Annotated in this window: 19 protein-coding genes, 13 tRNA genes and 3 rRNA genes; 1 reads left to right on the top strand and 34 read right to left on the bottom strand. The window is 46.0% G+C overall.

What is annotated here, in order from left to right; genetic code table 11:
* Positions 1–60: 60 nt before the first annotated feature.
* From J2S23_RS07200 to J2S23_RS07155, 10 genes are all read right to left on the bottom strand, one after another.
* Positions 61–426, bottom strand: a complete 366-nt coding sequence (locus J2S23_RS07200) for a PH domain-containing protein (RefSeq protein WP_307122055.1) — start codon at positions 424–426, stop codon at positions 61–63.
* A 126-nt stretch (positions 427–552) separates the two neighbouring features.
* The gene (adhE, locus tag J2S23_RS07195; protein ID WP_307122054.1) at positions 553–3,195 is read right to left on the bottom strand and encodes a bifunctional acetaldehyde-CoA/alcohol dehydrogenase; all 2,643 of its coding nucleotides are present in this window, start codon (positions 3,193–3,195) and stop codon (positions 553–555) included.
* Positions 3,196–3,508: 313 nt separating this feature from the next.
* Positions 3,509–4,525 (bottom strand): alcohol dehydrogenase AdhP, encoded by a 1,017-nt coding sequence (gene adhP, locus J2S23_RS07190; RefSeq protein ID WP_307122053.1) that lies wholly within the window; start codon positions 4,523–4,525, stop codon positions 3,509–3,511.
* A 186-nt stretch (positions 4,526–4,711) separates the two neighbouring features.
* Positions 4,712–4,924: a heavy-metal-associated domain-containing protein gene (locus tag J2S23_RS07185; protein WP_370868703.1), complete on the bottom strand. Its 213-nt coding sequence runs from the start codon at positions 4,922–4,924 to the stop codon at positions 4,712–4,714.
* A 120-nt stretch (positions 4,925–5,044) separates the two neighbouring features.
* Positions 5,045–7,288 carry a heavy metal translocating P-type ATPase gene (locus J2S23_RS07180; protein WP_307122052.1) on the bottom strand — a complete coding sequence of 748 codons (2,244 nt, stop codon included), beginning with the start codon at positions 7,286–7,288 and terminating at the stop codon, positions 5,045–5,047.
* Complete coding sequence (locus J2S23_RS07175; RefSeq protein ID WP_307122051.1) at positions 7,281–7,730, bottom strand: CopY/TcrY family copper transport repressor; 450 nt, start codon at positions 7,728–7,730, stop codon at positions 7,281–7,283. The genes J2S23_RS07180 and J2S23_RS07175 overlap by 8 nt, the downstream gene beginning before the upstream one ends.
* A 111-nt stretch (positions 7,731–7,841) precedes the next feature.
* Positions 7,842–9,353, bottom strand: a complete 1,512-nt coding sequence (locus tag J2S23_RS07170) for a metal ABC transporter solute-binding protein, Zn/Mn family (RefSeq protein ID WP_307122050.1) — start codon at positions 9,351–9,353, stop codon at positions 7,842–7,844.
* A 13-nt stretch (positions 9,354–9,366) separates the two neighbouring features.
* Positions 9,367–10,173: a metal ABC transporter permease gene (locus J2S23_RS07165; RefSeq protein WP_307122049.1), complete on the bottom strand. Its 807-nt coding sequence runs from the start codon at positions 10,171–10,173 to the stop codon at positions 9,367–9,369.
* A complete protein-coding gene (locus J2S23_RS07160) occupies positions 10,166–10,885 on the bottom strand; it encodes a metal ABC transporter ATP-binding protein (RefSeq protein WP_307122048.1) in 720 nt (239 codons plus the stop codon). Before J2S23_RS07160 ends, J2S23_RS07165 begins: the two co-directional genes overlap by 8 nt.
* Complete coding sequence (locus J2S23_RS07155; protein ID WP_307122047.1) at positions 10,885–11,331, bottom strand: zinc-dependent MarR family transcriptional regulator; 447 nt, start codon at positions 11,329–11,331, stop codon at positions 10,885–10,887. Before J2S23_RS07155 ends, J2S23_RS07160 begins: the two co-directional genes overlap by 1 nt.
* A 163-nt stretch (positions 11,332–11,494) precedes the next feature.
* Here J2S23_RS07155 and J2S23_RS07150 point away from each other — a divergent pair, with 163 nt between their 5' ends.
* Complete coding sequence (locus J2S23_RS07150; RefSeq protein WP_307122046.1) at positions 11,495–12,412, top strand: AEC family transporter; 918 nt, start codon at positions 11,495–11,497, stop codon at positions 12,410–12,412.
* 61 nt (positions 12,413–12,473) lie between these two features.
* On the opposite strand, the gene dtd is transcribed toward J2S23_RS07150, so the two are convergent.
* From dtd to J2S23_RS07030, 24 genes are all read right to left on the bottom strand, one after another.
* Entirely contained in the window at positions 12,474–12,917 is a 444-nt protein-coding gene (gene dtd, locus J2S23_RS07145) for a D-aminoacyl-tRNA deacylase (RefSeq protein ID WP_307122045.1), read from the bottom strand.
* 44 nt (positions 12,918–12,961) lie between these two features.
* On the bottom strand, positions 12,962–15,181 hold the full coding sequence (locus J2S23_RS07140) for a RelA/SpoT family protein (RefSeq protein WP_307122044.1): 2,220 nt from the start codon (positions 15,179–15,181) through the stop codon (positions 12,962–12,964).
* 636 nt (positions 15,182–15,817) lie between these two features.
* The gene (locus J2S23_RS07135) at positions 15,818–16,567 is read right to left on the bottom strand and encodes a 16S rRNA (uracil(1498)-N(3))-methyltransferase (RefSeq protein ID WP_307122043.1); all 750 of its coding nucleotides are present in this window, start codon (positions 16,565–16,567) and stop codon (positions 15,818–15,820) included.
* Positions 16,568–17,521 (bottom strand): 50S ribosomal protein L11 methyltransferase, encoded by a 954-nt coding sequence (prmA, locus tag J2S23_RS07130; RefSeq protein WP_307122095.1) that lies wholly within the window; start codon positions 17,519–17,521, stop codon positions 16,568–16,570.
* A gap of 47 nt (positions 17,522–17,568) precedes the next feature.
* Complete coding sequence (locus tag J2S23_RS07125; protein ID WP_370868702.1) at positions 17,569–17,991, bottom strand: NUDIX hydrolase; 423 nt, start codon at positions 17,989–17,991, stop codon at positions 17,569–17,571.
* Position 17,992: 1 nt separating this feature from the next.
* Positions 17,993–18,463, bottom strand: coding sequence for a DUF3013 family protein (locus J2S23_RS07120; protein WP_307122042.1), 471 nt, complete (start codon positions 18,461–18,463; stop codon positions 17,993–17,995).
* Between the two features lie 128 nt (positions 18,464–18,591).
* Positions 18,592–19,389, bottom strand: a complete 798-nt coding sequence (srtB, locus tag J2S23_RS07115; RefSeq protein ID WP_307122041.1) for a class B sortase, LPKTxAVK-specific — start codon at positions 19,387–19,389, stop codon at positions 18,592–18,594.
* A 61-nt stretch (positions 19,390–19,450) separates the two neighbouring features.
* Complete coding sequence (locus tag J2S23_RS07110) at positions 19,451–19,885, bottom strand: NADH-quinone oxidoreductase subunit E (protein ID WP_307122040.1); 435 nt, start codon at positions 19,883–19,885, stop codon at positions 19,451–19,453.
* Between the two features lie 439 nt (positions 19,886–20,324).
* Positions 20,325–20,408, bottom strand: a tRNA-Leu gene (locus J2S23_RS07105).
* A gap of 10 nt (positions 20,409–20,418) precedes the next feature.
* Positions 20,419–20,490, bottom strand: a tRNA-Gln gene (locus J2S23_RS07100).
* Between the two features lie 11 nt (positions 20,491–20,501).
* Positions 20,502–20,574, bottom strand: a tRNA-His gene (locus J2S23_RS07095).
* Between the two features lie 10 nt (positions 20,575–20,584).
* A tRNA-Trp gene (locus tag J2S23_RS07090) sits at positions 20,585–20,655 on the bottom strand.
* Between the two features lie 7 nt (positions 20,656–20,662).
* Positions 20,663–20,743: transfer RNA gene (locus J2S23_RS07085), tRNA-Tyr, on the bottom strand.
* 18 nt (positions 20,744–20,761) lie between these two features.
* A tRNA-Phe gene (locus tag J2S23_RS07080) sits at positions 20,762–20,834 on the bottom strand.
* A gap of 4 nt (positions 20,835–20,838) precedes the next feature.
* Positions 20,839–20,912 (bottom strand) — tRNA-Met (locus J2S23_RS07075).
* 11 nt (positions 20,913–20,923) lie between these two features.
* Positions 20,924–21,013, bottom strand: a tRNA-Ser gene (locus tag J2S23_RS07070).
* A 5-nt stretch (positions 21,014–21,018) separates the two neighbouring features.
* Positions 21,019–21,090: transfer RNA gene (locus J2S23_RS07065), tRNA-Glu, on the bottom strand.
* A gap of 21 nt (positions 21,091–21,111) precedes the next feature.
* Positions 21,112–21,185, bottom strand: a tRNA-Ile gene (locus J2S23_RS07060).
* Positions 21,186–21,224: 39 nt separating this feature from the next.
* Positions 21,225–21,295 (bottom strand) — tRNA-Gly (locus J2S23_RS07055).
* A 9-nt stretch (positions 21,296–21,304) separates the two neighbouring features.
* A tRNA-Val gene (locus J2S23_RS07050) sits at positions 21,305–21,377 on the bottom strand.
* A 5-nt stretch (positions 21,378–21,382) separates the two neighbouring features.
* Positions 21,383–21,498: ribosomal RNA gene (rrf, locus tag J2S23_RS07045) — 5S ribosomal RNA — on the bottom strand.
* A gap of 189 nt (positions 21,499–21,687) precedes the next feature.
* Positions 21,688–24,588 (bottom strand): 23S ribosomal RNA (locus J2S23_RS07040).
* Between the two features lie 155 nt (positions 24,589–24,743).
* Positions 24,744–24,816: transfer RNA gene (locus tag J2S23_RS07035), tRNA-Ala, on the bottom strand.
* A gap of 69 nt (positions 24,817–24,885) precedes the next feature.
* Positions 24,886–25,523: ribosomal RNA gene (locus tag J2S23_RS07030) — 16S ribosomal RNA — on the bottom strand; the annotation flags it as partial.

Below are 25,523 nucleotides of genomic sequence, written 5' to 3'. Positions count from 1 at the left end.
CGAACCAAAAAAGAACCTCTTGGAGATGACTCCGAGGTTCTTGTAATCCTCTTGCCTGCATTAACCAATGATTACTCTTGATAAGAGTTGCTCAAACTTTTGCAAATCAATATCCTTTTTCAGCCCAATCTTGATCCGTCCAATTGTTGTCCAAAGTTCCACTTCAGAACCTGAATCTAAAAAGAGTCCCCCATTCTCACCAGACCACATTTGAATAGTCCGATAGGGTAAGACATAGGTTTCTACTTTTTTAGGAGCTAAGGTCGGACTATCCTTGATAATCAAACGCTTATCTGTAAAAATAGCAATGTCCTTAACCGTTTTGAAAGCTGCTATGATTTCTTCGTCAGGAAGCAACAGTTTCACCGCATCTTCAGGGGCATACGTTTCTTTTACAAGAGTCCAAGCAACAGCAATTTCGTTCATATTCAACTCCAAGATTTTCTTTTTATTATACCAAAAATTACCTGATTAAGATACTAGCACACTTTTAGTAAAGTGACATCAAGCAAAAAACTAGCCAGACTAATGTCTGACTAGTGGAGTCACGTATTATTTGCGACGGCCTGGGCGTTCGCCATAACCATAGTAAGCATCTTCGATGATTTCTTGCATGTGGTCAACCATTGGCAAGCGTGGGTTGGCTGGAGAACATTGGTCCTCGTAGGCAAGAAGGGCCAATTCACGAGAATATTTCTTCAATTCTTTCTCATCCACACCTTGAGCTTTAAGGTTCATCTCGATACCGAGACGGCAACCAAGGTCATAGACCGCTTTAGCATAAGATTCCACAGCTTCTTCTGGAGTTGACGCTGGAAGTCCGAGCAATTTCGCGATATCTTGGTACTTCTCATCCGCACGGTAGTAGTTGTACTTAGGCCATGTCGCAGTCTTGGCAGGACGTGTCCCGTTGTAACGGATAACGTATGGCAAGAGGATCGCGTTGGTACGGCCGTGAACCGTATGGAAGCGGGCACCAATCTTATGCGCCATTGAGTGGGAAATACCGAGGAAGGCATTGGCAAAGGCCATACCAGCCATTGTAGAGGCGTTATGCATTTTCTCACGAGACTCAAAGTCTGCTTCTTTCACAGAGCGCTCTAAGTATTCAAAGACAATCTTGATCGATTGAAGAGCCAAACCGTCTGTAAAGTCATTAGCCATTTGGGACACATAGGCTTCTGTCGCATGGGTCAAGACGTCCATACCAGTATCTGCCGCGATGAATCCTGGAACTGTCATAACAAGCGCTGGGTCAACGATAGCAACTGTTGGTGTCAATGAGTAGTCAGCGATTGGGTACTTACGGTTGTTTTCTTTATCTGAGATAACCGCAAATGGTGTCACTTCAGAACCTGTACCAGATGTTGTTGGAATAGCAACAAACTTAGTCTTCTTACCTAACTCAGGGAATTTGAAGGCACGCTTACGGATGTCCATGAATTTTTGAACGAGGTCATGGAAGTCCACTTCTGGTTGTTCGTAGAAGAGCCACATCACTTTAGCAGCATCCATTGGAGAACCACCACCAAGGGCAATGATTGTGTCAGGTTTGAAGGTACGCATGAGTTCAGTACCTTTGTAAACGGTTGTGATATCTGGATCTGGCTCAACCTCAGCAAAGATTTGGTAAGTCACTTTATTACGACGCAAGTGAAGTTGTTCCAAGATACGATCCAAGAATCCAAGTTCAACCATGGCTTTGTCTGTAACAATCATAACGCGTTCAACGTCACGACATTTTTGCAAGTATTCGATCGAATCACGCTCGAAATATGTTTTTGAAGGAACTTTAAACCATTGCATATTATTTCTACGTCTTCCTACTTTTTTGATGTTCAAGAGATTTACTGCGCTAACGTTACCAGATACTGAGTTGCTACCGTATGAACCACAACCCAATGTCAATGAAGGTAAGAAGGCATTGTAAACGTCACCGATACCACCGAAGGTAGAAGGAGAGTTCCAGATAACACGGATAGCACGCACGATGCCACCAAATTCTTTAGCAAGCGCTTCGTCTTTTGTATGAATCGCAGCTGAGTGACCAAGACCGTGGAATTCAACCATTTGACGGGCTTTTTCAAGACCATCTTCACGCGTTTCAGCTTTTAAGACAGCAATAACAGGAGATAATTTCTCACGTGTCAATGGCTCATTTTCACCAACTTCTTTACATTCTGCAGCAAGGATATTCGTTCCTTCTGGTACAGAGAAGCCTGCTTGTTCAGCAATCCATGCCGCTGGTTTACCAACGATATCTGGATTGAGTTTAGCGCCTGCACAGTTTTTGCTGTTAGCTTTAGCTCCGAAGCAGAACTCTTCAAGAAGGGCTTTTTCTTTTTTGTTTACAAAGTAAGTGTGATAAGACTTGAATTCGTTGACAAATTCATCATAGATTTCTTTATCAATGATAACGGCTTGTTCAGAAGCACAAACCATACCATTGTCAAATGACTTAGACATCACAATGTCATGAGCTGCTTGACGAATGTTAGCTGATTTTTCAACGTAGGCTGGTACGTTACCTGCACCTACGCCAAGGGCTGGTTTACCACATGAATAAGCTGCCTTAACCATGGCGTTACCACCAGTCGCCAAGATAGTGGCAATACCTGGGTGGTTCATCAAGGCATTTGTCGCATCAAGTGATGGGGCTTCAATCCACTGCACACAGTTTTCAGGAGCTCCAGCAGCGATGGCAGCATCACGAACGATTTGTGCCGCATGTGCTGATGATTTTTGAGCTGATGGGTGGAAGGCAAAGATGATTGGGTTACGCGTTTTAAGGGAAATCAAGGCCTTGAAAATTGCTGTTGATGTAGGGTTAGTTGTCGGTGTAATACCACAAATAACACCCACTGGCTCAGCGATCAAAGTCAATCCTTTAACGTCATCTTCTTCGATGATACCGACTGTTTTTTGGTGACGCATGTTGTTGACAACGTGCTCACAGGCAAAGAGGTTTTTAGTTGCCTTATCTTCGAAGACCCCACGACCAGTTTCTTCATAGGCGTGCATGGCAAGTTCGCCATGAGCGTCAAGGGCAGCTACGGACGCTTTCGCTACAATATAGTCCACTTGCTCTTGGTTGAGCTTGCGCATTTCGTCCAAGGCAACTAGCCCTTTTTGAACCAAGGTATCAATTGCTTGATTCACATCTTCTACAGCAACTTTTTTTGCTTTATCACTCATGTATAGACTCCTTTTTGATGAGTTTGTTAATTTTTTCACAATATTATTGTACTACATTTTCAAAAAAATGTAAATAGTTTACAAAACATTTCACAATCTTTTTTCACTTAGATTTTACAATGCTGATAGCTCTTGTTTTTTTCCTCCTATCTCGCTTAAAAAGTTTTTTGTTTCACAAACTTAGAAAGCGTTTTCTTTTTATCCTGATAATAGTTTACCTTGTTTTTCATAACTTTTCAAGACATAACCCTATTTCAGGCAACCAAAAACCAGCCGGCCTTAGCCAACTGGTTTGTCTTCTATTGCTTGGACGTTATTTGGTGAAATCGAGTACCATACGACCTTGGATAGTTCCAGCCGCCATTTCATCAAAGACAGCAACAGCGTCTTCAACTGGACGTTTTTCAACGACAGGGACAACCTTGCCTTCAGCTCCGAATTGGAACGCTTCTTCAAGGTCTTTACGTGTTCCAACCAAGGAACCGATAATTTCGATACCGTCAAGAACGGTTTTCACGATTGGCACATCCATCGTTTCTGACGGCAAGCCAACCGCAACGACCTTGCCTGCTGCACGCACAGAATCAATGGCTTGGTTGAAGGCAACCTTAGATACAGCAGTGACCACGGCAACGTGAACACCACCTGTTTTTTCTTGGATAAGTCCTGCGACATCTTCGACTTCTCGACCATTTACGACAAAGTCAGCGCCAGATTCTAAAGCTAAATCGAGCTTGTCTTGATTGATATCAACAGCTACGACATGGCAGTTAAAGACATTTTTAGCATACTGAATAGCCAGGTTACCAAGCCCACCAGCTCCATAAATTACCACCCATTGGCCAGGAGTTGGTTTAGCACATTTGATCGCTTTGTAAGTTGTTACTCCTGCACAGGTAATGGAACTAGCTTGTGCTGGATCAAGACCGTCTGGCACTTTGACAGCATAGTCAGCAGTCACAATACATTGTTCAGCCATTCCGCCATCTACAGAATAGCCTGCATTTTTAACAGAACGGCAAAGGGTTTCGTTACCTGTTGTACAGTATTCACAACGGCCACAGCCTTCAAAGAACCATGCGACAGAAACGCGATCACCTGGTTTAAGGCTAGTAACATCAGGAGCCACTTCACGAACAACCCCAATCCCTTCATGTCCTAAGACACGCCCTGGAACTTTCCCAAAATCTCCCAAAGCTACGTGCAAATCAGTGTGGCAAACCCCACAATATTCAATATCAACGAGGGCCTCTCCCGCTTCAAGAGCTCTTACCTCATGTTCGGCAATTTCAGGATAAACACCTTCTTGGTTAACAACGACTGCTTTCATGTTCAGTCCTCCTTGTGACTTTTTTCATTTTCGAGATTATTATAATACATTTTGCAATCGTTTTCAATTATTTTGTGATGTTTTTCTCAAACTTTTTTAAAAATCTACCAAAAAGAGGCTAGGACTTTTGTCCCAGCCTCAGCCTCTACTCATTAAGAATTGCTTCCTGAAATTATAGTATTCCAATTAGGACACTGCTGATACCTTATAGATGGTTTTAGCTAGGGCGTCTTGATAGTCTTCTTGCGTATAGGCTTCAGCTGTCGAAACACCTGCTTCCCCTTTTTCACGATCAACCACTACTTGTTCAACGCCAGCTAATTGACTTAATTTTTCGGTAACACGCGCCACACAGTGGTCACAAGACATGTTTTCAATGGTAAGGATTTGTTTCATCATAAACCTTCTTTCTATATGGATGGATGACCAAGATCTTTTTCTAGGCCATATAAAACGATTGGGAACTGCTGACAATCACCATACAGAGGTGCTTGTCAGTTTTTGTTTCCAAAGGGTGGGTTAGGATTTTAGATAACGCAGTCTAAGAGCATTAGTGACAACAGAGACTGAGCTAAGACTCATGGCTAAGCCCGCTAACATAGGATCAAGCAAAGGCCCTCCAAAGAGGTAAAGCAAGCCCATAGCTACAGGAATGCCAAGAATGTTATAAGCAAAAGCCCAGAAAAGGTTTTGCTTGATGTTACGAATGGTCGCCCGACTCAGTTTGAGGGCTGCTGGAACATCTTCAAGGTTTCCATGCATGAGCACGATATCTGCTGATTCAATGGCTACATCCGTGCCAGAACCAATCGCGATACCAACATCAGATTGGACTAAAGCAGGGGCATCATTAATCCCATCACCAACCATGGCTACTCGTTGTCCGCTAGCTTGTAAGCGTTCAACCGCTTGGACCTTGTCCGCGGGGAGAACTTGGCTAATCACCTCGGTGACACCGACCTCGGCCGCTATCGCTTGAGCAGTGCCTTCGTGGTCTCCTGTCAGCATGACAACGGTCAATCCCATCGCCTTGAGTTGCTCAATGGCAGCCTGACTGGTTGACTTGACCTGATCTGCGACTGCGATAAGGCCTGCCAATTGATCATCAGAGGAGAGATAGAGAGGGGTCTGACCAGATTGGGCCAGTAGGGCGTCGGTACTAGCTAGACTGGAAATGTCTACCCCCTGCTGCGCCATTAACTTGGCATTCCCCAGGGCCAGCTGGTGGTTCTTATAGCGAGCTGTCAAGCCTTTTCCAGATATGGCCTGGAAATCGGTGACAGGCAATAAATCCAGTCCTGCCTCTTTAGCCGCATCTAAAAGAGCTTTAGCCAGAGGGTGCTCTGAACCGACTTCACTGGAAGCTGCCAGCTGCAAGAGTTCCTGCTCGGTCCATGAGCCTTGAGGATGGAGACTCGTGACGCGTGGGCGACCTTCCGTAATGGTTCCTGTCTTATCCAAGACAACGGTATTCACGAGATGAGCGGATTCCAAAGCTTGACCAGACTTAACGAGAATGCCCTGTTCAGCCCCCTTACCGGTTCCGACCATAATGGCTGTCGGGGTAGCGAGTCCCAAAGCACAGGGACAGGCAATCACAAGAACAGAGACAAAAATTTGAAGGGCGAAATCGATATCCTTCCCTCCAAAAATCATCCAAGCTAAGGCTGCTAGAAGGGCTAGTCCAATCACTATAGGAACAAAGTAGAGGGAAATGCGATCTGCCATCGCAGCAATCGGCGCCTTAGACCCTTGCGCATGCTCGACGAGTTGAATAATCTGAGCTAGAGTCGTGTCCTCTCCAACCCGAGTGGCCTGATAATCAATACTACCGTTTTGGTTAATGGTGGCGCTAATAACGGTATCCCCAACTGCCTTGGTCACTGGCATGCTCTCGCCTGTGATCATCGCTTCATCAACACTGGTTTGACCTGCAATGATTTCCCCATCAACGGGAATACTTTCTCCTGGTTTGACTCGGACAATATCGCCTACTCGGATGTCCTCGGTGTCAATTTCAACCACCTGATCATAGCGAATAACGGTCGCCTTTTTAGGGGCCAGATTCATAAGGTGTTCAATAGCTTGTGAGGTTTGCCCCTTGGCTCTTGCTTCTAGGAGTTTTCCGACCATGATCAAACTGATGATAACTGCTACTGATTCCAGATACAGGTGGTGGGCAAAATGGTGCTCTCCCAGAGAAATCCCATAGATAGCATAAAGGCCATAAACAAAGGCCGCACCGGTACCTACTGCTATCAGGCTATCCATATTGGGATGGCCTTTAAAAAGGGTTTTTAACCCTCTTTGGTAAAAGCCGCGCCCGAGCCACATGACTGGCAAGGTCAGAACCAACTGCGCTAACGCAAAATTTAAGGGTGCTAGATCTGGAGATAAACTATCAGGGACCGGCAAGCCCACCATGGTCCCCATGGAAAGGTAGAGCAAGGGAATTGTCAGCGCTAGGGCAAGAAAGGTTTCCTGCTTCTTCTTTTGGTAGCGCGCTTGGCGTTCCGCTTTTTCAGCTTGATAAGCCGATTGCCCACGCTCTGTTTTTTCGCTAGCGCCATAGCCAGCTGCTGCAACTTCTGCTATGACTTGATCCCAGTCAAAATCAGGATCTTCTGTCTTAGCGACCAAACGCTCTGTCGCAAGGTTAACCGTTGCTTCGCGTACACCCGGTAACTCTCCAACGACCATTTCGATGGTCGCAGCACAGGCCGCACAGGTCATCCCTGTTAATGTAAAGGTTTTTTCAGTCATGGCAGTGTCCTCCGTGTTGCCCACAAGTGCATTGACCTGCTAAACAGTTACAAGCCAAGGTTGCTGGGGCTGTAGTTTTTTGAGCCAGAGCTTCTTGGCTGATCCGCTCTAAGTCAGCCTGGCTGAATTCTCCTTGAGACAGCAACAAGGAGACCAAATCCACATGCTTAGTGTTGCAAATACTGCTTTGTATGGTCTCAAGGCTCTGGGTTAGATGATCTGCTTCAGAAACCTGGGCATAGTAGGCAAATTTCTTACCCACTTGTTCTGTTCTGACCAAACCCTTGGTTTTCAGGCGACCCAATAAGGTTTTGATGGTTGCGGCCTGCCAGTTATAAGCCTTGCTTAAATGTGCGATCACTTGGGCACTAGTCGCCCCTGGATTGGCCCAAAGCACGCGCATGACCTGCCATTCCGCCTGAGACATGCTCTCTCTTTCCATAGCTACTCCTTTCGTTTACAATTGTAATCATTATCTATACCTATAGTTTACAACTGTAAACAAAAAATGTCAAGAAAACACTCCCTCATTTTTGAGGAAGTGTCCATATGATTAGTGGGCCAACATTTCTTGGGCAATCTCAAAGGAATCCATACCTGTTGGGTAGTAAGTTGGCCAGTTATCCATTTCTTCTAGCAGTTTTTCTTGACTGTCGCTACCAAAGTAGATATGGAAGTGACCTGTTTTCACTGGAGCAATATTGTGGTCGCTAAACTGAACATACTTGTAGTCACCCGCATCTTCGTTGGTCGCTTCAAAGAGGAAGCGTACGCCACGGTTGCCTTTTTTGTAGGTCAAGATTTCATAGCCAACATACTTGTAGGTGTTCTTGTGGCCTTTGCCGTCAACAAAGAATTCCATCGTATCGCCATCAATCTTGATTTGTTCAACATCCGTCTTGTAACCAATGTCATAGTAATCTTTGTACTCTGCAGCAGTCATGGTACCATTAGACTTTTTAGCCTTGTAGTCCCAAACTTGGTCAAATGTCCCATCTAATAGGTAAGGGTAAACGGATTGCCAATCACCAGCGTAGTCTGAAAGCTCACGGTCTGCAACGTCACTGTCTTCAAAGTAGCCATTGTAAACCGTCTTCGTATCTACGGCTTCTTCGGGTTGAATTTCAGGACCTTCGGTCTCTGTTGTTAATTTCAAGGCCTCAAGGTTGGCTTCAGCCGTTGAAATATAGGTTTCTCCAGCCTTCATAGCTTCAGCTGTTAAACTTTCAAGTGGGTTAAGAACGGCTGTCTCCACACCTGTTTCCTTGGCCAAGGTTTCAGCCACCGCTGAGGAAGCTGTTTCTTCAAAGTAAATGTACTTAATGCCATTTTCTTTGATGTACTCAGACAATTCTGCCAAACGGGTTGCTGACGGCTCAGCCTCAGGGGTCAATCCTGATACAGAAACTTGTGTCAATCCATAGTCAAGGGCAAGGTAATTAAAGGCCGCATGCTGGGTTACGAAGCTTTTTTGCTTAGCTTGTGATAAAGTATCTGTATACTCTTGATCAAGCGCTTCAAGTTCTTTCAGATAAGCCTCTGCATTCTTAGTGAAGGCATCCTTGTCTTCGGGATAAGCTTCAATTAATTGGTCACGAATAGCCTCTACCATCTTCACAGCTCGGTAAGGAGAGACCCAAACATGGGGATCGTATTCATGAGTATGCCCGTCTTCTCCATGGGCATGGTCATGGTCGTGATCATCAGAACCTGGTAGGAGTAACATCCCTTCTGTTGCGGAGATGACCTTGACATCTGATTTTGATTTTTCAAGGTTTTCTTCTAATTCATGTACCCAGGTTTCCATGTTTTCATTGGCATAGACAAAGGCATCCGCATCTTCAATCGTTGCAATAGCCTTAGCAGATGGCTCATACCCATGCACCTCTGTCCCTGCTTCGATTAAGAGTTCTACATTCGCTTCATCCCCTGCAATTTCTTTGGTAAATTCGTAAACTGGGTAGAAGGTTGTCACAATCGTCGGTTCTTCAGAACCTACTTGATTGGAACAAGCAGCTAATAAGGCTACAGATAAAGACAAGCCTAGTAAAGCCCATTTTTTCATGAGAAAATCTCCTTTATTTTTTAAACTTTTTCAATAGATTGACCACCAAGAAAATGGTGATAAAAATCATGGTGATACTTGCTGAGGCCGGTGTTTCCATATAGTAGGAAATATAGAGACCAGAAAGCATACCCACAAATCCTATAAGAACCGAGAGGGCCATAACCGTTTTAAAGCTCTTGCCCAAACGCAGAGCGATAGAGGCTGGTAAGACCATAATCGTTGAGACTAAAAGGGCACCTGCTGCAGGAATCATGAGGGCAATAGCCACCCCCGTCACCATGTTAAAGAGGATAGACATGGTCCGCACGGGCAAACCATCGACATAAGCAGTATCCTCATCAAAGGTCAGGATGTACATGGGACGGATAAAGAGAGCCGTCAAAATAAGCACAATCACCGCGATGGCGAACAAGGCCATCACCTGCGTCGATGTAATGGTCAATATCGACCCGAACAAGTACTGGTCTAGGCTCATGCTGGAGGATCCGCCAGACTTACTAGTCACAATCAGAGAGATAGCCAACCCTGTCGACATGAGAATAGCGGTCCCAATCTCCATAAAGTCCTTGTAAATAGTCCGCAAATACTCTAAGAACACCGCAGCGATCAAGACCACAATAATGGTTGAGACACTGACATCGATTCCCAAAATCAAGCCAAATGCCACCCCTGCTAGGGAAACGTGACTTAGCGTATCACTCATCAAAGACTGACGTCGTAAAATCAGGAAAATCCCTAGGATCGGAGCGAAAGCTGCAATGGCAATCATAGCGAGGAAGGCCCGTTGCATAAAGGCATAATCAAACAGACTAAGCATGGTCCACCTCCTCTTCGACGTGATGGTGGTGGGTCTCGTGGAGGTTAAAACATCGCCAAGGAGAGTCCTGGTTACGCACGAGATGGATATTGCGATCGGCAAATTTTTGCACATCATCAGGGTCATGAGTGATCATGAGCACTGACTTACCATGCTTTTTAGCGGAATGGTGCATGAGCCCATAAAACTCTTCCTTAGAGCTAATGTCCATCCCTGTCGTCGGCTCATCCAAGATAAAGATATCCGGGTCACTGGCAAACATCCTGGCAATTACGGTCCGTTGCTTCTGGCCCCCTGAAAGTGACCCTAAGCGACTATTCCGTTGTTCCCACATGCCAACGGCTTCGAGACTGACCTTAATATGCTCTTCATCGTGCTCAGTCAGCTTACGGAACCATCCTTGACGCGGGTAGCGGCCTGATTTGACAAATTCATAAACGGTGGACGGAAAGCCCGCATTAAAGCTAGCCACTTGTTGTGGCAGATAAGCCATTCGTAATTTTTGCCCTGAAATACTAGTCTTTGAGATATCAACCTTGCCGACTTGGGGTTTTAAAATGCCTAGAGTTGCCTTGACCAAGGTCGTCTTTGCTGCACCGTTTTCCCCTGTCAAGGTCACAAATTCCCCACTGTCTAAATGATAGGAAATCTTGTCTAAAACAGGCTCTTTGTCATATTGGAAGGCTAAGTTTTCAACTGTGATATAGCGCATTAAGCCTCCTCAATCTTGCCAAGCAAGTCCTTGAGGAAACGACTAACTAATGCTTGCTCTTCCTGAGAATAACCGGCAATAACGGTATCATACGTGCTTAGTGTATGAGCATGGTGATGTTCATGCTCCTCAGCAATTGGCTTAGCCAAGTCAGTCAACTGATAATAAGTCATACGGCCGTCCTTGGCATCCTTGGCAGACTCCAACATCCCTTGAGCAATCAAAGATTTAATGGCCTTGGTCACAGCAGCCTGGCTAACATTGAGAGCCTTGGCTAGGTCCGAGTTATTGACAATGCCATCATTAATGAGCATGAGAATATGCTCTTGCGTATTGGTCAATGACACGTCACTCTTACAGTCCCCAACCAAAAGTTCTAAATGGTTCTCAGATTTGAGAATAATGGTATTGATCGCTTGATCAATTTGTTTTGCTAATTCGGTCATCATGATTTCCTTTATTTTTTGTTAACATAGACTATTTTATCATTAACCAGTTAAATAGTCAAAACTTTTTAACCAGTTTCGTAATTTTTTCTGAAAATGGCTGATTTTTCAAAATCAACATTGCCATATTGTGCTATAATGAATAGTTAGAAAGGTGGTCCTCATGTCAATAGCCCTCATGGTCTTTCAAAAACTTCTTGTCCTCTTTCTCCTCATGGGAATGGGCTATTTTCTGGCCCGCAACATCCTAACCAAAGACATCACGCGCCAACTCTCAAAGCTCTTAACCATGTATGTGGCCCCCAGCCTGTTTGTATCGACCTTTTTAAAGGCTGATTTTTCCAGAGATCGCCTGATTTACCTCCTGGTCACCATCGCCATGGCCTTCTTTATCCTCATTACCCGTATTGTACTCACCCGATTTTTAGTTCCAAAAGGGCGTCCGATTGATACATACGCTGTTCTTTTTGCGAATGTGGGGTTCCTAGGTACCCCACTAGCCCTCGCCGTTGGCGGTAATGATGCCGTTTTTTATATTTCAGGCTTTGTCGTTGCCAACCAAATCATGCAATGGACCTATGGCATCTACCTTATCACGCAAGACAAATCCAAGGTTTCGCTTCGCACAGCTCTGCTAAACCCTGCCTCCATTTCTACGGCAATAGGTCTCATCTGTTTTCTCCTCCCATTTGCCCTGCCAACTGTTCTTATTGATGCTGTCAGCAGTTTCGCCCAACTCAATACCCCCTTATCAACCCTTGTCCTTGGAACTTATTTTTATAAGGCAAATTGGCGCGAAGTTTTCTGCTATCTGCCTGCATACTGGACAGCTTTTCTTAGACTAATCCTTACCTCCCTCATTTCTACCCTCATTATCTGGTTGCTTCCTTTAAATGTCCCAGCACTCAAGCTGGCCTTAACGATCGCCTCCTGCTCCCCAACAGCCATGAATGCAGCCCTTCTCAGCCAAGTCTATGGTGGGGATTACCAGTACGGTTCACGCCTAGTCCTCCTAACGACTGTCCTGTCGCTCATCAGCTTCCCCATCATGATGGGCATCGCCAGTTTTCTTTACCTATAACGGAAAAGCCCCTGTTAATCAAATACTTAAAAAAATTCTCCAAGCCAAACTTGGAGAATTTTTATGTCATCTGTGTATCGAGCACTATCGTCACAGGACCATCATTGACTAGACTGACCTGCATATCAGCGCCAAAGAGACCTGTTTCCACAGGAACATGCTGGGCTAACAGGGCATTCAATTGGTCATAAAGCTGACTTGCTTTGTCAGGTGCAGCACCACCATTGAAGACTGGACGATTGCCTTTCTTGGTATCCGCAAAAAGGGTAAACTGAGAGATCGAGAGGATTTGCCCACCAATATCCTGAACAGATAGATTCATCTTTCCTGCTGCATCTGAAAAAATCCGCATGTTGACGAGTTTTCGGACAGCATAGTCCAAATCTGCCGATGTGTCTTCAGGCGCTATGCCGACTAGCAGCAGAAGCCCTTGGCCAATCTTTCCCTGCACGCGCCCCTCAATCTCTACCTGAGCCTCGGACACGCGCTGTACAATAATTTTCATAATCTCTTTCCTATTTCCGGATTAAAAAGGTCCCCCAGACCTTTTTAACCATTGGTTCGTTTAACAGAGTAGACCTCAGGAACTGACTTGACCTTGTCAACAATGGTCGTCAGGCTCGATAAGTTTGAGATAAAGAAGCTGACATGGATATTAGCAAACTTCATATCCTTGGTCGGCTGGGCATTGACGCTTGAAATATTGTGATTGGAGTTGGTCAAAACCTTAAGAACATCGTTCAAAAGACCAGAACGGTTCAGCCCATAAATATCAATTTCAGCCAAATACTCCTTATTAGAGTTAGAGTCTTCCCATTCCACATCGATTAAACGCTGCTCATAGTTTTCTTGACTCTTAAGGTTCATACAGTCCGTCCGGTGAATAGCTACCCCACGGCCTTTGGTAATATAACCCACAATCTCATCACCCGGCACAGGACTACAACATTTGGCAATCCGCATCATCAGGCCAGATGCCCCTTGAATGATGACACCTCCCTCATGCTTAACCTTGAGATTTTCTTTGTGGTTCTCCTGCTTGATCTCTCCGCCCTTGACCAACTCGTCCGCGACCGCCTTGGCCTTAGCCCGCTCGGCTTCACGGCGTTCTTTTTCCGTCAAACGGTTAAAAATAGAGACCGGTGACACCTCGCCAAACCCAATGGCGGCATAGACAGCCTCCTCGGTTTTGTAACCCGTTTTTTGCAAGGCCTCTTCCATATGCTTGCGGTCTAAATATTTATTGGCGACATAACCATTTTCCTGCAAAATATCTTGGAGCATTTCGCGCCCCTTAGTGATGGAGAGCTCCTTGTCTTGGTTTTTGAAAAATTGGCGAATCTTATTTCTAGCCTTGTGAGTTTTGACAATATTGATCCAGTCACGGCTCGGACCAAAGGAATTGCTTGAGGTGATGATTTCCACCTGATCACCCGTCTTAAGCTTGGTCGTCAGAGGCACCATCCGACCGTTCACCTTAGCCCCTGTTGCCTTCTCACCGACATTAGTGTGAATGTCATAGGCAAAGTCAATCGGCCCTGAATCTTTAGGTAATTCCCGAACATCGCCATTTGGTGTGAAGACGTAGATACGCTCGGTAAAGATATCTTCTTTAACCGATGACACAAAACCTTGGGCGTCATCACTATCGGCCTGGAGGTCCAGCATATTAGCAATCCATGAAATGCCAAGTGCTGTTTCCTTCTCATCGACCTTGCCCTTGACCCCTTTTTTATAGGCCCAGTGAGCTGCTACCCCATATTCTGCCACCTCATGCATCTCATAGGTCCGAATCTGAAACTCAATCGGCCCTTTAGGCCCGTAAACCGTCGTATGAATGGACTGGTAGCCATTAGCCTTAGGATTGGCAATATAATCCTTAAAGCGACCAGGCATCGGACGCCAAAGCTCATGAATATAACCTAGCATGGCATAAACATCACTCGGAGTGTCCATTAAACAGCGAATGGCAATCAAGTCATATAGCTCATCGAAGCGCTTATGCTTATCGTGCATCTTACGATAAATGGAGTAAATATGCTTAGGACGCCCATAAACCTGGCCCCTTAAATTCCGTTCCTCTGTATAGGTTGTAATCTTTTCCACAACCTCTTCAACCAAGGCCTCGCGTTCACGACGCTTCTCCTTCATCAGCCGTGAAATTCGGTAAAACTCTTCTTCGTTAAGGTAACGAAAACTCATGTCCTCCAGCTCCCACTTCATGGAGGAAATCCCCAAACGATGAGCTAAAGGTGCATAAATTTCCATGGTTTCACGTGAAATCCGCTCTTGCTTATCCTTACGCAGATGCTTAATAGTGCGCATATTATGGAGCCTATCTGCCAGCTTAACCAAAATCACCCGCATGTCCTCTGACATAGCAATCAACATCTTGCGGTGATTTTCTGCCAACTGCTCCTCGTGGCTCTTATATTCAACCTTACCGAGCTTAGTGACCCCATCCACAATCTTAGCAACATCCTCACCAAAATCACGTTCTAGATCATCCAGAGTGATTTCCGTGTCTTCAACCACATCATGCAAAAACCCACAGGCAACGGTCACAGCATCCAGATGCAGACCAGCCAAAATCCCAGCCACCTGAATCGGATGAATAATGTAGGGTTCCCCCGACTGACGGAACTGCCCCTCGTGGCTCTCCACTGCATAATCCAAAGCTTTCTTTACAAAAGTAACATCGCTCTCACTCAAATAGCGAGCTGTTAAAGCCACAACCTCTTCGCCCGTCAAATTCACTTCTTTCGGCATACCCGCACATCTCCTTGAAATCTTGTTCTTATTTTACCATTTTTTTGGAAAAATAGCAGAGCGGCCTGCTTTTTTCAACTGATACAGCCAAAATCTTCTTGTGTACACAGACTTATCCACAGTTTTGTGGATAAATACGTTCTAATGTGGAAAACAAAACCTCATTTTAGACTTATAACCGCTTGTTTTCCAAATTTTTCAAGTCAAATTTTCACTGATTTTCCACAACCTGTGGAAAACTTCTGACAAAAACGCTTCAAAAAAAGAAGCTGGGACAAGTCCCAGCCTCCTAATCATTTATCATCAGTTAAACAAGACGCAGTGGTTGGGAGTAACACTCACTGGCTATGCCAGTTTTAGTGTTACCCCTGCACAGGTCATTAGATGCTTTAGCACCGATGAGCCACTGCTGAGTGGGCTCTAAGTCGCCGATTTAATCAGCTATTATAGCCCTAACAAAAGAGGGAAACGCCGTTTCCACTATTTCCAACCTCAAACAGTCACTTTCTGACTGTTTGAGCTATGCGGGGGTGGGAGTGAGAAGGTCTGGGGATAGACCTTCTCAGCCTGAACCGAAAAACTGCAAAAGCGAGGGGAAGTCAATTTCTTTGAAATCATGACTTCTATCCCACTCTCTCAATCATGATCAGCTAGTTCCAAAGCATAACTCACTGCTGATAGGGCATAAAGAGGAGCTGTTTCTGTCCGCATAATCCGAGGGCCAAGGCCCACTTTAATCCCACCAGCCGCCTCGAAGGATTCAATTTCCTGTGGTGAAATCCCACCTTCTGGCCCAAATACAAAGAGGAGTTTTTGGCCCGGTGTGATCTGGGCCAGCTCCTGAGCCAGCGCAGAGCGTTCTCCTGCCTTAGCTGTTTCCTCATAGGCAATAAATATCTTGTCAAAGTCTGCTAAGCGAGCTAGCAGGTCTTTTTTAGTGTCAAAGAGTTTGACTTCAGGCACACGGTTGCGTTTTGACTGCTCTGCAGCCCCCAAGACAATCTTAGCCAGCTTGTCCTCTTTTTTAGCCAACTTCTTGCCGTCCCACTTGACCACAGACCAGTCAGCAGGATAGGCCCAGATAGCCGATGCACCCAGTTCAGTCGCTTTTTGACTGATGAGTTCCAGCTTGTCCCCTTTTGGAAAGCCTGAAGCGATGGTCACCTCGACAGGCATCTCGACATTTTCTGCCAAGTTTTCGACCAGTTCAAACTGCTGGTCTTGACTAGAAAGGACACGCGCCAGGCGTTTCACCCCGTCATCAAAGACCAAGACCACTTCATCGCCTGCTGCCAAGCGCATGACCGAAAACATGTGCTTGGCCGTTTCCTTATCGGTGATGGTCACTGGATTTTCTGCGTTGCCTTTTACAAAATACTGTTGCATCTAGCCTCCAATCACACCGGAACGGTCATCCGTCTTCTTAAAGACGCAGCAATTCCACTCGCCCTGGATCATATGGGTCTCGAGGAAAAAGCCTGCACTTTCAGCTGCCAAACGGACCATATCCCATTTTTCAGAGATAATACCCGACATGATCAGGTAACCTTCGTCCTTGACCAATCGGTAGGCGTCTTCTGTCAGATGAATGAGAATATCTGCCAAGATATTGGCCACGATGACATCCGCTTCATGGTCCACACCTTTTAGAAGGTCGCCTGCTGCCACATGGATGTTGTCCATATTGTGGTTGAGCTCAATATTTTCTTGAGCCACGCGCACCGCCACATCGTCCAAATCATAGGCAAAAATTTCTTTTGCCCCGAGGAGTGAGCTAGCGATCGAAAGGACCCCCGAACCAGTCCCCACATCAATCACGGTCTCTCCACCACGCAAGACTTGTGACAGGGCAAAAAGACTCATCTTGGTCGTCGGGTGGGTCCCTGTCCCAAAGGCCATGCCTGGGTCTAGTTTGATGATGTTCTCACCCGCTCCTGCTTCATAGTCTGTCCAGCTTGGCACAATGGTCAAGTCATGAGTAATCCGAGTAGGCTCGTAGTATTTCTTCCAGTTGTCCGCCCAATCTTCCTCGGCCAATTCCTGGCTGAAAATCTGGATATCCCCAGCGTCCACTCCAAACTCAGCGAGTTGTTTCAGACCTGTCTCCAGCTCTGCTTTGACCACATCAATAGCCACCGTATCAGGGTAATAGGCAGTCACTGCGATCCGGTCAGACTGTGCCACTTCCGGTACAATCTCTCCGAAATGGTCTTCCTTATCCAGGTAGTCTGCCGTGTCGCTAATGGCCACACCCTGACTTCCTGTCTCAATCAATAAGTTGCTCACCATCTCTTCCGCCTCACGGTTGATGGTGATGGTTAATTCTTGCCAGTTGTTCATCTTATCATTCGTCCCTTTCATCACACGCTAGTCGAATAACTACTGTATTAATCCCTTACATAATCCCATAACCGCTCCTGCAACTGCGGAATCACCTGCTTGTCGGTCAAAAAATCGTCAACAGGCATGAGCCTGTACCCCTGCCCTTCATCGCCGAATCTTATCGCCTCATGCTCCGACCGAGCTAACTCACCAACCATAAAAACCGAGGTCTGATCAGGATCGACCACTCCCTGATAGGCCTTAACCCAAGCAATTTGCTCCGGACTCAGCCTTATGTTAAGTTCCTCATAAACCTCACGAGCCACACACTCAAAAGGCGTCTCATTCTCCTCACGGCCACCACCTGGCAGGTCCCAAAAATTCGGAAAAGGAATGCTCTTTATATCATCTCTCAAAATCGTCAAGACCTGACCCTCACAAAAAAGCGCCAGCTTCACCCCTGAAAAAGAAAACCGTTTATCTAACATCCTAATACCTCGGATAGGGGTAAAAAGTAGACTCCTCTAGCTTCTCTAAGCCAGCCTCAAAAGCCTCCTTGTCCCAGACAATAGCAAATGCCTCAGCCTCAGGATCAGCCAGAAAGTCCATCAAATCATCCAGACCACGTTCTGCAGTCTCATCTAGGAACTGAACCAGATAGGTCAAAAACTCTCGTGAGAGGCCTTTTTTCGGCTCATAAGGCAGAGCAACCAGGTAGTCATCCACGTCAATCTTGCTTTTCTCTGGGTTATAAAAGACCAACACATCTTCAAAAAGAATATCCTGATCAGACAGTTCCCCATCCGCATCCACCGTCTGCACAGCAGACGCATTTTGCACCTCAAGCACAAAACCAAGTTCCACCGCATGATTCTTCTTATCCCAGTTAATCTCGTAGTCATAAGTGAAACGCTGCTCTAACAGCTCATCCAACACCTCTAAAAAACCAAACTTAGCCATAGTATCCTCCTTTTCATCTGTCTCTATTATACTATCTTTTCAGACCAAATGGGACACGCACCTACACAAATAGCCCTACTTTTAAAATAAGCAAAAAAGAAGCTGGACTCCCAACTTCTTTTTATTTATTAACGGGTTGGCGTGTAAGCCAATTTCCCTTCATTCTCAGCCAAGAATTCTGTCAACTCAGAATCAGGAATTTGACGCAAGTATAGGTTCGAACGAATCGTTTCATCATCCTCACGACAGGTTGACAAGACCAAGTACTTATCTGACTCAGAGATTTTGATAGTAGCATTCTTCGTGTGGGCCTGCTCACTCACTTCCGTTAACTGCTGAGCAAACTGCTCATCACTATCAAACTCTGTCCGGTAGTAAGCTGTCGTCTCAGGAACGATAATCAAGAAGGCTGCTTCATAATAATAGTTTCTCTCAGGGGTTTGAACCACCACATAAGGATGCTCATCAAAGAAGGCCTGATCATCATAATAGTTGACATCATTGAACATCCGGTGATCAGGAACCGTGCTACCACGAGCATGACCAAATAGCCAGGTGAGATTATCACTAAAGTCAGCCGCATTATCCATATCCATAAAGACAGTCCCCATATATGGCTCATAGCCACCCTCAAAGGTTTTGTCGAGGTAGGTAGCATTGTCTGTCGTCTGAACAACAGGTTCATCTAGCAAGGTACCCGGAGCATAAATATAGGCAACAGCTTCACTATTTATCGCTTTTAAGCTTTCAAACTGAGCCTGACGTTCTGCTTTTTCCTCATCACTAACTGTGTAAGTCGATTCAATCTGAAGCGGTGTTGTTGTTTTTTCAGCTTTCTCAGCTTCCTTATTTCCACAACCTGCTAAAAATAAAAGGGCAACAGTCACGAGAGCTATAAGTCTTGACCACAATTTTTTGTTTGTCATGATTTCTCCTCTAAAAATAGAAAAAGTTGCCCGAAGGCAACTTTTCATTTAGCAAACTAAATTATTTAGCTGCAGATGTTTTTGGAAGTGCTTTTGAACCAGTTTTAGTTGCAGCAGCTTTAACTTCTTTAGCGCCTTCAGCTTTTTTGTCTTCAGAAGCTTTAGTTTCTTCTTTAACTTCTGGAGCTGGAGTTTCTTCAGCTGGAGAGAATGGAGTAGGCTCACCGAAAGGAACATCGATGTTTACACGTGGAAGAGGTTTTCCATCTGGTCCAACTGGAGCAGCTCCACGATTATCAGTTTTACCACCTTCATTATCAACGATAAATACTGGATCATGCTCTTCAGTACGGTTACGCTCTTGATCTTCATCAGATGTTAAATCTTTTTCCACAATTAAAGAACCATCAACATAAGAGCCAACTTCACCAGCAAGAACTGCAGTTGGAGCTACCAACAAACCTGCCAAAGCAAGCATAAGAACTGATTTTTTCATTTTAAAAAATCTCCTAAAATTTTATTTTTTTCCCATCGGGATTGATTATAGTATATAACACACCTGAATAAATGTCAATCATTTTTAAGGTAATTTTAAGAAAAAGTTTAAGATTCTTTTAAGGTTAGTGTAGTATGACATAAAAAAAGCTAATATATCAAGTATTGAAAGCGTTATATGACAATAGTATCATTTTGATGACTATAAAATTTCATTATATGTAATATTTTCGAAAAGCTATCCCACAACTAATTAATGCACACCCTCAGGATTGGATCCAGATATCCGACATACCTTTAGTCGTTACAAAAATGTGAACCTATGTAGTCCTCCTAACTTCAATATTCACCAACCCACAACAGTTGAAAACTAGCCTAAAAGTCGACAAAGAGAAAAGACAAGGTTAGTTAGGCCTTGTCTTTTCAACTACATTATGCGATACCGGCGGCCGGGGTCGAACCGGCACGTCCGTGAGGACACTGGATTTTGAGTCCAGCGCGTCTGCCAATTCCGCCACGCCGGCACAATGATTACTGGGGTAGCTGGATTCGAACCAACGCATGAGGGAGTCAAAGTCCCTTGCCTTACCGCTTGGCTATACCCCATAAATAAAATAGGCGAGTGATGGGAATCGAACCCACGAATGTCAGAGCCACAATCTGATGTGTTAACCACTTCACCACACCCGCCATATTATTACACGGGCAGTAGGAATTGAACCCACACTGAAGGTTTTGGAGACCTTAGTTCTACCTTTAAACTATGCCCGTAAAGGTATGGAGAGAGAGGGATTCGAACCCCCGAACCCGAAGGAGCGGATTTACAGTCCGCCGCGTTTAGCCTCTTCGCTATCTCTCCAGAATTATTAAATTAATATGGCGCGAGACGGAATCGAACCGCCGACACATGGAGCTTCAATCCATTGCTCTACCAACTGAGCTACCGAGCCAACATTGCGGGAGCAGGATTTGAACCTACGACCTTCGGGTTATGAGCCCGACGAGCTACCTAACTGCTCCATCCCGCGATAATAAAAAAAGGAGGATGTGGGATTCGAACCCACGCACGCTTTTACACGCCTGACGGTTTTCAAGACCGTTCCCTTCAGCCGGACTTGGGTAATCCTCCTAAAATAGTCCGTACGGGATTCGAACCCGTGTTACCGCCGTGAAAAGGCGGTGTCTTAACCCCTTGACCAACGGACCATTTTTAACTTATTCAGTTAATGGGCACGAATGGAATCGAACCATCGACCTCACGCTTATCAGGCGTGCGCTCTAACCATCTGAGCTACGCGCCCAAGCCATAAATATGCTTGGTATATGAACACTATGTTCAAAGCGGGTGACGAGAATCGAACTCGCGACAACAGCTTGGAAGGCTGTAGTTTTACCACTAAACTACACCCGCTTATTAAAATGGGAGTTAACGGGATCGAACCGCTGACCCTCTGCTTGTAAGGCAGATGCTCTCCCAGCTGAGCTAAACTCCCTATGCGCTAAGCGACTTCCGTATCTCACAGGGGGAAACCCCCAACTACTTCAGGCGTTCTAGGGCTTAACTGCTGTGTTCGGCATGGGTACAGGTGTATCTCCTAGGCTATCATCGCTTAACTATCGCTGAGTGAAACCACTCAAAATTGAATATCTATACTATAACAAGTTTTCCAAATGCTGTCAATACTGTTTAATTGTATTCGAACTAAAAAGCTAGTGATTTAGATAAATCCTCTTGAAGTCCTGAGACTTCTGCGTGGATTTCCTGAAATCATACGCTTTTCTTAACGTTCTCTTAACTTATTCTCGGATAAGTCCTCGGGCGATTAGTATTAGTCCGCTTCATATGTCACCATACTTACACTCCTAACCTATCAACCTGATCTTCTCTCAGGGCCCTTACTAACATAAAGTTATGGGAAATCTCATCTTGAGGTGGGTTTCACACTTAGATGCTTTCAGCGTTTATCCCTTCCCTACATAGCTACCCAGCGATGCCTCTGGCGAGACAACTGGTACACCAGCGGTAAGTCCACTCTGGTCCTCTCGTACTAGGAGCAGAGCCTCTCAAATTTCCTACGCCCGCGACGGATAGGGACCGAACTGTCTCACGACGTTCTGAACCCAGCTCGCGTGCCGCTTTAATGGGCGAACAGCCCAACCCTTGGGACCGACTACAGCCCCAGGATGCGACGAGCCGACATCGAGGTGCCAAACCTCCCCGTCGATGTGAACTCTTGGGGGAGATAAGCCTGTTATCCCCAGGGTAGCTTTTATCCGTTGAGCGATGGCCCTTCCATACGGTACCACCGGATCACTAAGCCCGACTTTCGTCCCTGCTCGAGTTGTAGCTCTCGCAGTCAAGCTCCCTTATACCTTTACACTCTGCGATTGATTTCCAACCAATCTGAGGGAACCTTTGGGCGCCTCCGTTACGCTTTAGGAGGCGACCGCCCCAGTCAAACTGCCCGTCAGACACTGTCTCCGATTGGGATAACCAATCCGGGTTAGAGTAGCCATAACACAAGGGTAGTATCCCAACAACGCCTCTGTCGAAACTGGCGTCCCGACTTCATTGGCTCCTACCTATCCTGTACATGTGGTACAGATACTCAATATCAAACTGCAGTAAAGCTCCATGGGGTCTTTCCGTCCTGTCGCGGGTAACCTGCATCTTCACAGGTACTAAAATTTCACCGAGTCTCTCGTTGAGACAGTGCCCAAATCATTACGCCTTTCGTGCGGGTCGGAACTTACCCGACAAGGAATTTCGCTACCTTAGGACCGTTATAGTTACGGCCGCCGTTTACTGGGGCTTCAATTCACACCTTCGCTTTCGCTAAGCGCTCCTCTTAACCTTCCAGCACCGGGCAGGCGTCACCCCCTATACATCATCTTACGATTTAGCAGAGAGCTGTGTTTTTGATAAACAGTTGCTTGGGCCTATTCACTGCGGCTGACCTAAATCAGCACCCCTTCTCCCGAAGTTACGGGGTCATTTTGCCGAGTTCCTTAACGAGAGTTCTCTCGATCACCTGAGGCTACTCGCCTCGACTACCTGTGTCGGTTTGCGGTACGGGTAGAGTATAATTAACGCTAGAAGCTTTTCTTGGCAGTGTGACATCACTAACTTCGCTACTAAACTTCGCTCCCCATCACAGCTCAATGTTATAGAGATAAGCATTTGACTCATCTCACACCTCACTGCTTAGACAGGCTCTTCCAATCGCCTGCTTTAGTTAGCCTACTGCGTCCCTCCATCACTATATACTCTAGTACAGGAATATCAACCTGTTGGCCATCGGATACACCTTTCGGTCTCTCCTTAGGTCCCGACTAACCCAGGGCGGACGAGCCTTCCCCTGGAAACCTTAGTCTTACGGTGGACAGGATTCTCACCTGTCTTGCGCTACTCATACCGGCATTCTCACTTCTATACGTTCCAGCGCTCCTCACGGTACACCTTCTTCACATATAGAACGCTCTCCTACCATAACACTTACGTGTTATCCACAGCTTCGGTAAACTGTTTAGCCCCGGTACATTTTCGGCGCAGGGTCACTCGACTAGTGAGCTATTACGCACTCTTTGAATGAATAGCTGCTTCTAAGCTAACATCCTAGTTGTCTGTGCAACCCCACATCCTTTTCCACTTAACAGTTATTTTGGGACCTTAGCTGGTGGTCTGGGCTGTTTCCCTTTCGACTACGGATCTTAGCACTCGCAGTCTGACTGCCGACCATATCTCTTTGGCATTCGGAGTTTATCTGAGATTGGTAATCCGAGATGGACCCCTCACCCAAACAGTGCTCTACCTCCAAGAGATCTTAATGTCGACGCTAGCCCTAAAGCTATTTCGGAGAGAACCAGCTATCTCCAAGTTCGTTTGGAATTTCTCCGCTACCCACAAGTCATCCAAGCACTTTTCAACGTGCCCTGGTTCGGTCCTCCAGTGCGTTTTACCGCACCTTCAACCTGCTCATGGGTAGGTCACATGGTTTCGGGTCTACATCATGATACTAATCCGCCCTATTAAGACTCGGTTTCCCTTCGGCTCCGTCTCTTCAACTTAACCTCGCATCATAACGTAACTCGCCGGTTCATTCTACAAAAGGCACGCTCTCACCCATTAACGGGCTCGAACTTGTTGTAGGCACACGGTTTCAGGTTCTATTTCACTCCCCTTCCGGGGTGCTTTTCACCTTTCCCTCACGGTACTGGTTCACTATCGGTCACTAGAGAGTATTTAGGGTTGGGAGATGGTCCTCCCAGATTCCGACGAGATTTCGCGTGTCTCGCCGTACTCAGGATACTGCTAGGGCTACTCAGGATTTTAAATACGAGGCTGTTACTCTCTTTGGCTGACCTTCCCAGGTCATTCTTCTATCCTTTATAGTCCCACGTCGCAGTCCTACAACCCCGGAGTGTAAACACTCCGGTTTGCCCTCCTGCCGTTTCGCTCGCCGCTACTAAGGCAATCGCGTTTGCTTTCTCTTCCTGCAGCTACTTAGATGTTTCAGTTCACTGCGTCTTCCTCTTCACCACCTTAACAGTGGTGAGTGACAGCCATTAGCTGCCGGGTTCCCCCATTCGGACATCGCTGGATCTTCGCTTACTTACAGCTCCCCAACGCATTTCGTCGTTAGTCACGTCCTTCTTCGGCTTCTAGTGCCAAGGCATCCACCGTGCGCCCTTATTAACTTAACCTTTAAATTAATTCTTTATAATATTAAAAAACTCAATACTACAGCGTTTCGGTTTATTTTCTTGTTACTTTTCTACAATCCAATTTCTTGAATCGTGGAATTTGATATAGATATTCAATTTTCAATGGTCTCCTATTTTATAGACTTCGTTGTCTATGGAGCCTAGCGGGATCGAACCGCTGACCTCCTGCGTGCAAAGCAGGCGCTCTCCCAGCTGAGCTAAGGCCCCACATCTTCAATTGGTTTACTAAAACCACTCAAAACTAAATAAGACGATCGTGCAGTTCCATTTCCTTAGAAAGGAGGTGATCCAGCCGCACCTTCCGATACGGCTACCTTGTTACGACTTCACCCCAATCATCTATCCCACCTTAGGCGGCTGGCTCCTAATAGGTTACCTCACCGACTTCGGGTGTTACAAACTCTCGTGGTGTGACGGGCGGTGTGTACAAGGCCCGGGAACGTATTCACCGCGGCGTGCTGATCCGCGATTACTAGCGATTCCGACTTCATGGAGGCGAGTTGCAGCCTCCAATCCGAACTGAGATTGGCTTTAAGAGATTAGCTTGCCGTCACCGGCTTGCGACTCGTTGTACCAACCATTGTAGCACGTGTGTAGCCCAGGTCATAAGGGGCATGATGATTTGACGTCATCCCCACCTTCCTCCGGTTTATTACCGGCAGTCTCGCTAGAGTGCCCAACTAAATGATGGCAACTAACAATAGGGGTTGCGCTCGTTGCGGGACTTAACCCAACATCTCACGACACGAGCTGACGACAACCATGCACCACCTGTCACCAGTGTTCCGAAGAAAAATCCTATCTCTAGGACGGTCACTGGGATGTCAAGACCTGGTAAGGTTCTTCGCGTTGCTTCGAATTAAACCACATGCTCCACCGCTTGTGCGGGCCCCCGTCAATTCCTTTGAGTTTCA

This window comes from Streptococcus moroccensis, assembly GCF_030812835.1.
Lineage (GTDB): Bacteria > Bacillota > Bacilli > Lactobacillales > Streptococcaceae > Streptococcus > Streptococcus moroccensis.
This window is presented reverse-complemented; position numbering and strand designations above follow the sequence as displayed.

Bases quoted from the DNA above. Each gene is read 5' to 3' on its own strand.
- J2S23_RS07200 (WP_307122055.1), bottom strand. From the start codon at position 426: ATGAACGAAATTGCTGTTGCTTGGACTCTTGTAAAAGAAACGTATGCC.
- adhE (WP_307122054.1), bottom strand. From the start codon at position 3,195: ATGAGTGATAAAGCAAAAAAAGTTGCTGTAGAAGATGTGAATCAAGCA.
- adhP (WP_307122053.1), bottom strand. From the start codon at position 4,525: ATGAAAGCAGTCGTTGTTAACCAAGAAGGTGTTTATCCTGAAATTGCC.
- J2S23_RS07185 (WP_370868703.1), bottom strand. From the start codon at position 4,924: ATGATGAAACAAATCCTTACCATTGAAAACATGTCTTGTGACCACTGT.
- J2S23_RS07180 (WP_307122052.1), bottom strand. From the start codon at position 7,288: ATGACTGAAAAAACCTTTACATTAACAGGGATGACCTGTGCGGCCTGT.
- J2S23_RS07175 (WP_307122051.1), bottom strand. From the start codon at position 7,730: ATGGAAAGAGAGAGCATGTCTCAGGCGGAATGGCAGGTCATGCGCGTG.
- J2S23_RS07170 (WP_307122050.1), bottom strand. From the start codon at position 9,353: ATGAAAAAATGGGCTTTACTAGGCTTGTCTTTATCTGTAGCCTTATTA.
- J2S23_RS07165 (WP_307122049.1), bottom strand. From the start codon at position 10,173: ATGCTTAGTCTGTTTGATTATGCCTTTATGCAACGGGCCTTCCTCGCT.
- J2S23_RS07160 (WP_307122048.1), bottom strand. From the start codon at position 10,885: ATGCGCTATATCACAGTTGAAAACTTAGCCTTCCAATATGACAAAGAG.
- J2S23_RS07155 (WP_307122047.1), bottom strand. From the start codon at position 11,331: ATGACCGAATTAGCAAAACAAATTGATCAAGCGATCAATACCATTATT.
- J2S23_RS07150 (WP_307122046.1), top strand. From the start codon at position 11,495: ATGTCAATAGCCCTCATGGTCTTTCAAAAACTTCTTGTCCTCTTTCTC.
- dtd (WP_307122045.1), bottom strand. From the start codon at position 12,917: ATGAAAATTATTGTACAGCGCGTGTCCGAGGCTCAGGTAGAGATTGAG.
- J2S23_RS07140 (WP_307122044.1), bottom strand. From the start codon at position 15,181: ATGCCGAAAGAAGTGAATTTGACGGGCGAAGAGGTTGTGGCTTTAACA.
- J2S23_RS07135 (WP_307122043.1), bottom strand. From the start codon at position 16,567: ATGCAACAGTATTTTGTAAAAGGCAACGCAGAAAATCCAGTGACCATC.
- prmA (WP_307122095.1), bottom strand. From the start codon at position 17,521: ATGAACAACTGGCAAGAATTAACCATCACCATCAACCGTGAGGCGGAA.
- J2S23_RS07125 (WP_370868702.1), bottom strand. From the start codon at position 17,991: ATGTTAGATAAACGGTTTTCTTTTTCAGGGGTGAAGCTGGCGCTTTTT.
- J2S23_RS07120 (WP_307122042.1), bottom strand. From the start codon at position 18,463: ATGGCTAAGTTTGGTTTTTTAGAGGTGTTGGATGAGCTGTTAGAGCAG.
- srtB (WP_307122041.1), bottom strand. From the start codon at position 19,389: ATGACAAACAAAAAATTGTGGTCAAGACTTATAGCTCTCGTGACTGTT.
- J2S23_RS07110 (WP_307122040.1), bottom strand. From the start codon at position 19,885: ATGAAAAAATCAGTTCTTATGCTTGCTTTGGCAGGTTTGTTGGTAGCT.